This is a genomic window from uncultured Lutibacter sp. (genome assembly GCF_937891065.1).
Lineage (GTDB): Bacteria > Bacteroidota > Bacteroidia > Flavobacteriales > Flavobacteriaceae > Lutibacter.
The window spans coordinates 20,194-27,922 of sequence record NZ_CALAEQ010000045.1 but is presented as its reverse complement, the minus strand read 5'-3'; the positions used below and the strand labels follow the sequence as shown (position 1 = coordinate 27,922).

Annotated in this window: 6 protein-coding genes; 5 read left to right on the top strand and 1 reads right to left on the bottom strand. The window is 29.4% G+C overall.

Going from position 1 to position 7,729, the window contains the following annotated elements; all coding sequences use genetic code 11:
* Nucleotides 1–2,210, bottom strand: a 2,210-nt coding sequence (locus tag Q0352_RS02760; RefSeq protein ID WP_299523247.1) for a putative LPS assembly protein LptD, incomplete at its 3' end; no start/stop codon positions are given.
* A 232-nt stretch (nt 2,211–2,442) separates the two neighbouring features.
* Here Q0352_RS02760 and Q0352_RS02755 point away from each other — a divergent pair.
* Genes Q0352_RS02755 through Q0352_RS02735 form a run of 5 tightly spaced genes read left to right on the top strand, consistent with a single transcriptional unit; the run spans nt 2,443 to nt 7,722 of the window.
* Nucleotides 2,443–3,630, top strand: a complete 1,188-nt coding sequence (locus Q0352_RS02755) for an N-acetylmuramoyl-L-alanine amidase (RefSeq protein ID WP_299523243.1) — start codon at nt 2,443–2,445, stop codon at nt 3,628–3,630.
* Between the two features lie 49 nt (nt 3,631–3,679).
* Nucleotides 3,680–4,639 (top strand): MlaD family protein, encoded by a 960-nt coding sequence (locus tag Q0352_RS02750; RefSeq protein WP_299523240.1) that lies wholly within the window; start codon nt 3,680–3,682, stop codon nt 4,637–4,639.
* A 45-nt stretch (nt 4,640–4,684) separates the two neighbouring features.
* Nucleotides 4,685–5,989 carry a 4Fe-4S dicluster domain-containing protein gene (locus Q0352_RS02745; protein ID WP_299523237.1) on the top strand — a complete coding sequence of 435 codons (1,305 nt, stop codon included), beginning with the start codon at nt 4,685–4,687 and terminating at the stop codon, nt 5,987–5,989.
* A gap of 22 nt (nt 5,990–6,011) precedes the next feature.
* Nucleotides 6,012–6,791 carry a (Fe-S)-binding protein gene (locus Q0352_RS02740; RefSeq protein WP_299523234.1) on the top strand — a complete coding sequence of 260 codons (780 nt, stop codon included), beginning with the start codon at nt 6,012–6,014 and terminating at the stop codon, nt 6,789–6,791.
* A 28-nt stretch (nt 6,792–6,819) separates the two neighbouring features.
* Complete coding sequence (locus Q0352_RS02735) at nt 6,820–7,722, top strand: 1,4-dihydroxy-2-naphthoate polyprenyltransferase (RefSeq protein WP_299523231.1); 903 nt, start codon at nt 6,820–6,822, stop codon at nt 7,720–7,722.
* The last annotated feature ends 7 nt before the right edge of the window (nt 7,723–7,729 follow it).

The window sequence follows — 7,729 nt, the reverse complement described above, 5'->3', positions numbered from 1 at the left end:
CCTAAATCGTTACTATTATTTAAGTTTTGCCCAAAAATTCCATCCGAATTATTTGCTTCTGCATTTTGTTGTTTAGAATTTTTACCATCAGATTTACTGCTAGCCAAATCATAATTCATTGTTAACCCTGCATTAGTTAATCTAAATAAACTACCACCATTGTTAACGTTAAAGGTGTTAATTCTTTTTCCAGCTGCTGTTAGAGCGTAAGGATCTAATGTGGCATTTATGTTTAATTTCAACTTTTTATTAAATAGGTCAGTACCAGCAGTCATTCGAACAGGGCTCCATTTTAAAGAGTCAGCAGCCATATTGTAACTAGTTGAAAAATTAAGATTATTAATCAACGTAACTTTTTCAGGTTCAACTTTAGTAGAATCTTTTGACATCACTTTTGCTTCAAAAGTATTATTTAAAGTAAAACTTAAACTGTTTGAAAGTCCACTACTTGGACCACCATATATTCCATTGCTAAATTGATTGTATTCAAGCACGTCATTTTCATCTGCACTTTGTTGAACTTCTTCATAAAATGAGCTAAAATCAGGACGATAACCATAAGAAACAGAAGGTCTCATTACATGTCTAATTGCTTGAAGTCTTCCTTTTTTAAAGTTAAGCATTCCGTAAACTGTTGTTGAAAGTGAAACACCTGCATTATATTCTCTAAAAGCACTAAATTTATTGACTGTATCTGTAACTATAATATCTTCTGTGGCATTGTATGTTTTATTAATTTTATCAAAATACCAAACTTCTTTATAATTTGCATTTGGTGAAAGTGTAAAATATTTCAACATTTTCATATTTGTACTAAAAGTGGCATTGTGTTGTAATCCAGATTTGGCAGTTTCAAACATTTCTTTTTTGAAGAAAAATTCGTCTGTTGTGTCAAATCTATTATCTCCTTTTAAAGAGTATGTAACACCAGTTTTTTGTATAGCATTTGTTTTTGCTCCAGTCTTCGATGTAAATGGATATATTCTATCCATATTCACTTGCATTGAAGGTAAAGACATTGTGATGCTTTTTGTATTTGTATTTTGAGAGTGAGTTGCAGATAATGACACATTAAATGGAGTTCCAACAAACTTTTGATAAAATGATACGGAAGAACTCAACGTGTTATTTAAAAATGAATTGGTGTTAAATTCATTTAATGATTCTTTATAATAAGTACTACTTCCTAAATTTACAGAAGCTGAGAATCTTGAATTTGGACTTGCTTTTGTATCTTGACTATGACTCCATCTTATATTGTAACTTGTTGTTTTTGAAAAATCATCAAATCCTCTAATGCTATTTTTTAAATTTTCATATCTAAAGCTGAAATTTCCGCTAAATTTATAGCGTATGGAGTAGCTAGATTCAGTTCTTAAACCCCAACTTCCATTCGTATAAACATCTCCCAAAACAGCTAAATCAACATAATCATTTATTGCAAAGTAGTAACCTCCATTTTGTAAGAAATAGCCTTGTTGTGCAGTGTCTCCCCAAGTAGGCATTATAAAGCCAGAAACACTTCCTTTGGTTAAAGGGATATATGCAAAAGGTAAAAATAAAGGCGTAGGCACATCTTGAATAACTAAGTTACTTAAACCTATAACTAATTTTTTATTGGGAACAATTTTAGCTTTTTTTGTAGATATATAATAATCGGGCTTTTCTTTATCAGAGGTAGTAAACTTAATATTACTTACATAGATGGTAGAGTCATTTTCTTTTTTTGTGACTTCACCTTTTATAATAACGCCGCTTTGTTCAGTTCTTAATCCCCAAATTTTAGCTTTCTCTGACTTAAAATTAAACGAAATTGAATCCTGTGTAGTTTCTTCATTACCTTGTTTAAAAACAGGAAGTTGAGAATAAGTTCCTATAGTATCTTTAATTCCTTTAGCCCAAACTAAACTAGTATTGTTATCAATTTCAATATATCCGGCTGTTAAATCTATATCTTTATAATGTATGTGTGCATTATTAAATAATATAATTTTATTGTTTTTTATATCTTGTCTAATTAAACTATCTGCTGAATGGTCAATAATACTTTCAAGAAGTTCTTTTGGCTTAATTAAAGTATCTAAAGCCTTAATATTTGATGAATCTTTTATTTTTATGTTTAAGGTGTCTTTTATGCTTGGGTTTAACGTATCTTTAAAATTAACAGATTCAGTTTTAAAAGACGGTTGTTTAATTTCTTGAGAATACACAGTTGAATTGATAAAGCTAAAAGCTACAATCAAAAAAAAGGAACAATATATATTTATATGAAATGTTTTAATAATGAAATGTTTTATAAAAAATCCTTTTAAATTGTGCTGATAACATAACTTTTTTTACATTAGCTTATTAATAAATCAACCACTTAATTGATGTTGTAAATGTATGGCTTAATATTTGAAACACACAAATAACAAACGGCAAAAATAATTAAAATAATTGATGAACTCACAACTCTTTCCCAAAATTAAAGATACAACGAAATTAAGTTACATTTTCGTATTTTTAGTCGCGTTTCTTTCAAACAGTTATTCAGTTTTTGCTCAAAAAAAAGATTTTATTGTTGTTTTAGATGCAGGTCATGGAGGTAAAGATCCAGGTAAAATTGGGTATAAAAATAGTAAGGAAAAAGAAATTGCACTTGAAATTGTATTGCAAGTAGGTGAATTATTGGAAAAACAGCCTAATGTAAAAGTGGTTTACACTAGAAAAACTGATGTTTTTGTTGATTTATGGGAACGTGGAAGAATTGCAAATAAAGCAGATGCAGATTTGTTTGTCTCCATACATTGTAATGCTCACAATTCACAAGCCTATGGCTCAGAAACATGGGTATTAGGAACTCACGCAAACCGTCAAAATTTTGAAGTTGCAAAAGCAGAGAATTCAGTAATTTTATTGGAAGATAATTACAAAACAAATTATAAGGGTTTTGATCCTAATTCACCAGAGTCTGTTATTGGACTAACATTAATGCAAGAAGAATATTTAGATCAAAGTATTCAGTTAGCAAGTATTATTCAAAAGGGTTTTACTGAAGATTTAAAACGAAAAGATAGAGGTGTGAAACAAGCTGGCTTTGTAGTTTTGCATCAAACATATATGCCAAGTGTTTTAATTGAAACAGGTTTTCTATCAAATAAAGTTGAAGGGCCTTTCTTAAATTCTAAAGTTGGTCAGCAAAAATTTTCAAAATCAATTTATAGCGATATTATTAAATATATGAAACAACTTACTTTAAATACAGTTGTAAATAATGATGTTGTTAAAAATAACTCAGAAAAATCTAGTAAACAATCTTCTGTGATTGAAGTAGTAGCTGATAATAAACCAAAATCAAGTACTTCTGATAATGAGGAAAATATTCACAAAAATATTCAATTTAAAGTTCAAATAGCTGCAGGTGCTAGAAAATTAGAAACGTACTCCTATAATTTTAATGGCTTAAAAAATGTTGAACGGGTTAAAGCTGGAAATATTTATAGATATTATTTTGGGGAAACATCAAGTTATTCAGAGATAATAGAATTTCAAAAATCGGCAAAATCAAAAGGATATAGTTCAGCTTTTATAGTAGCGTTTAAAAATGGAAAGAATATATCTATAGATGATGTTTTAAAAAAATCATAGCAATTTTGCGTAAATAATTAGTAATATTGCTCTTATAAATAGTATTATTTTGAAAATTACAAGAGAAGTAAAAACAGGTATTGTTGCGGTTACGGTTATTGCCTTATTTATATGGGGTTTTAATTTTTTGAAAGGTCTTAATTTATTTGATGCCCCTTCAAAAACATATTTAACAGCCTATAATAATGTTCAAGGATTAAGCACAACAAGTGTTGTCACAATTAATGGTGTTGGCGTTGGTAAAGTTGTTAGAATTGATTTCAATAGCGACCCTGAGAAAAGAGGACAGTTAATTGTTGAATTTAGTGTTGAAACGGATTTTGAGTTTTCAAAAAATAGTATAGCCAAAATATACAGTGCTAGCTTAATGGGAGGAAAGTCTTTAGCTATTGTTCCCTCATATGAAGGAGAAATGGCAAAGCCAGGTGATTTTTTACTAGGTCAAATAGAATCAGATATATTTTCTTCTGTAACTGAAAAATTAAATCCATTACAAGCAAAAGTTGAAAACGTAATTGTGAGTGTAGATTCATTAATGACTGGTTTAACAGATGTTTTAAATACTAAAAGTAGAAATAATTTAAAATCTAGCATTGAGCAGTTAAATGAAGCCATGATAAATTTTAAAAATATTTCTGAATCTGTAGATAAATTGGTTAAAAATAATGAAGAAAAGTTAGGAAACACCTTAGCTAACGCTGAATTAATGACTGCTAATTTAGCTAAGCTTTCAGATACATTGGTAAATGCTAACTTAGGAATGACAGTTAAAAACCTAGAAACTACCATTATTAATTTAAACAAAATTTTAGCGGGTGTTGAAGCAGGAGAAGGAACTTTAGGGAAGCTTTTAAACGATGAAGAAATGTATAATAATTTAACAAATTCGTCAAAAGAATTAGAAGAGTTATTACGTGAAATGAAATTAAATCCTAAGCGTTTTGTCCATTTTTCACTTTTTGGTAAAAAAGATAAAGGATATAAACTTGAAGAAGAAATTAAAGAATAAAATTATAGATAAAATAAAAAATTGAGTCACCAATAAACAAAATGTATGGATTATCTTGACAATATAGCATTTGCAATTCTATTAGTTCTAGGAATTGGTTTTTTTGTAAAAAATATTAATAAACTAACTAGAAACATTAAGCTAGGAAAAGATATTGACAGATCAGATAACAAGAAGGCTCGATGGAAAAATATGGCAATGGTTGCTATAGGTCAATCAAAAATGGTGAAAAAGCCGATAGCAGGAGTTTTACATATTATTGTTTATGCAGGTTTTATTATTGTAAATATTGAAGTTATTGAAATAATAATAGATGGACTTTTTGGAACTCATAGAGTTTTATCTTTTTTAGGTGGTTTTTATAATTTTTTAATAGGTTCATTTGAATTAATTGCATTTCTAGTACTTATCACTGTAATTATTTTCTGGATTCGAAGAATGGTTATTAGAATTCCTCGTTTTTGGAATAAAGAAATGAAAGGATTCCCAAAAAATGATGCACTTTACATTTTGTATTTTGAAATGGTATTAATGTCATTATTCTTACTGATGAATGCTACAGATGTTCATTTTCAAGATATGAATTCCGGAAACCTTATAAGTCAATTTCTATCACCACTTTTTAATAGTTTTGCACCTGAAAGCTTGCATATTATTGAGCGTTCCGCTTGGTGGATTCATATCACTGGTATTTTGGTGTTTTTGAACTATTTATACTATTCTAAGCATCTTCATATTTTATTGGCTTTCCCAAACACTTTTTATGCAAATTTAAATGCTAAAGGAAAATTTAATAATTTAGAAGCTGTTACAAATGAAGTGAAATTAATGATGGATCCTAATATAGATCCGTTTGCTGCTGTACCAGAAGGTGCTGAAAACCAAGTTCCTGGAAAATTTGGAGCAAGTGATGTTACAGATTTAAATTGGGTTCAGTTAATGAATGCTTATACGTGTACAGAGTGTGGGCGATGCACTTCGGCATGTCCTGCAAATCAAACGGGAAAAGAATTATCTCCCCGTGCTATTATGATGAAAACTCGTGACAGATTAGAAGAAGTAGGGGAAAACATCAGTAAAAATGGAGAATTAGTAGATGATGGTAAGCAGTTATTAAATGATTATATATCACCTGAAGAATTGTGGGCATGTACAAGTTGCAATGCTTGTGTTGAAGAATGTCCTGTAAACATTGATCCATTATCAATTATTATTGATATGCGAAGATATTTAGTGATGGAACAATCAGCTGCACCGCAAGAATTAAATATGATGATGACAAATATTGAAAACAATGGAGCTCCTTGGCAGTACAATCAAATGGATAGATTAAATTGGAAAGACGAATAAAATAACTAAAATATTTTTTAGAATGAACGTACCAACAATGGCAGAAATGATGGCACAAGGAAAACAACCTGAAGTATTATTTTGGGTAGGTTGTGCAGGAAGCTTTGATGACAGAGCTAAAAAAATTACTAAAGCATTTGTTAAAATCTTAAATAAAGCAAATGTTGATTTTGCTGTTTTAGGAACTGAAGAAAGCTGTTCTGGTGATCCAGCAAAGAGAGCAGGTAACGAGTTTTTGTTTCAAATGCAGGCAATGACAAATATTGAAATATTAAATGCTTACGAAGTTAAAAAAATTGTAACTGCTTGCCCGCATTGTTTCAATACACTAAAAAATGAGTACCCAGAATTAGGTGGTGTTTATGAAGTGATGCATCATACGGAATTGTTAAAATCGTTGGTAGATGAAGGTAGAATTACTATTGAAGGTGGTGAATTTAATGGAAAGAAAATTACATTTCATGACCCTTGTTATTTAGGTCGTTCTAATGATATTTATGAAGCTCCTAGAGAGCTAATTAAGCAACTAGATGCTGAATTGGTTGAAATGAAACATTGTAAATCAAATGGTTTATGTTGTGGAGCTGGTGGTGCTCAAATGTTTAAAGATGCAGAAAAAGGTACAAAAGAAATTAATGTTGAACGTACAGAGCAAGCTATTGAAGTGAAGCCTGATATTATTGCAACTGGTTGTCCATTTTGTAATACAATGATGACCGATGGGGTTAAAATCACCAACAAAGAAGATACGATTGAAGTATTAGATATTGCTGAGCTTATTGCAAATGCTAATAAACTATAATCTTTTTTAGGCCATTTTATTTAAATTCATGATTAAAAATTATATTGAAGCTGCACGTTTAAGAACTTTACCACTTTCTGTGTCAGGAATTATTATAGGAAGTTTTATTGCTGCTTCACAAGGTTTTTTTAATTGGTTAGTTTGTGTATTAGCGTTATTAACAACTGTTGGGTTTCAAATTATATCAAACTTTGCAAATGACTATGGAGATGGCGTAAAAGGTACAGACAATAATGAAAGAGTTGGACCCGCAAGGGCAATTCAAAGTGGTGCTATCACTCCAAAACAAATGTTAACTGCAATTAAAATTTCAATAGGTTTAACCCTAATTTTGGCATTACTACTTATATATATATCTTTTGGTAAAGATGATTTCAAAAATTTATTTATTTTCTTTATACTAGGAGTAATTAGCATAGCAGCTGCTATAAAATACACTATGGGTAAAAAGGCCTATGGCTATAGTGGTTTTGGAGATTTATTTGTATTCTTGTTTTTTGGGCTTTTAAGTGTTTGTGGGAGTTATTATTTATACACAAAACAATTAAATTATTCTATCTTTTTACCCGCCTTTTCAGTTGGATTTTTAAGTATTGGTGTTTTGAATTTGAATAATATGAGAGATATGGATTCTGATATTAAATCAGGTAAAAGAACTTTAGTGGTAAAAATCGGAAGTGAATTAGCTAAATATTATCACTATTATTTACTAACTTCATCATTTTTGTTTGCATTATTGTATTCTATGGTTCATTATAAATCACCAGTTCAGTTTTTATTTATAATAGCATATATTCCTATTTATAGGCATTTTATAATTGTTTATAAAAATAAAATACCAAAACTCTTAGATCCTGAATTAAAAAAATTAGCTTTAAGTACTTTTTTATTTTCTCTTTTATTTGGAATTGGTTTAATTTTGTCCAAATAATTTTGAT

Bases quoted from the DNA above. Each gene is read 5' to 3' on its own strand.
- Q0352_RS02755 (WP_299523243.1), top strand. From the start codon at position 2,443: ATGAACTCACAACTCTTTCCCAAAATTAAAGATACAACGAAATTAAGT.
- Q0352_RS02745 (WP_299523237.1), top strand. From the start codon at position 4,685: ATGGATTATCTTGACAATATAGCATTTGCAATTCTATTAGTTCTAGGA.
- Q0352_RS02740 (WP_299523234.1), top strand. From the start codon at position 6,012: ATGAACGTACCAACAATGGCAGAAATGATGGCACAAGGAAAACAACCT.
- Q0352_RS02735 (WP_299523231.1), top strand. From the start codon at position 6,820: ATGATTAAAAATTATATTGAAGCTGCACGTTTAAGAACTTTACCACTT.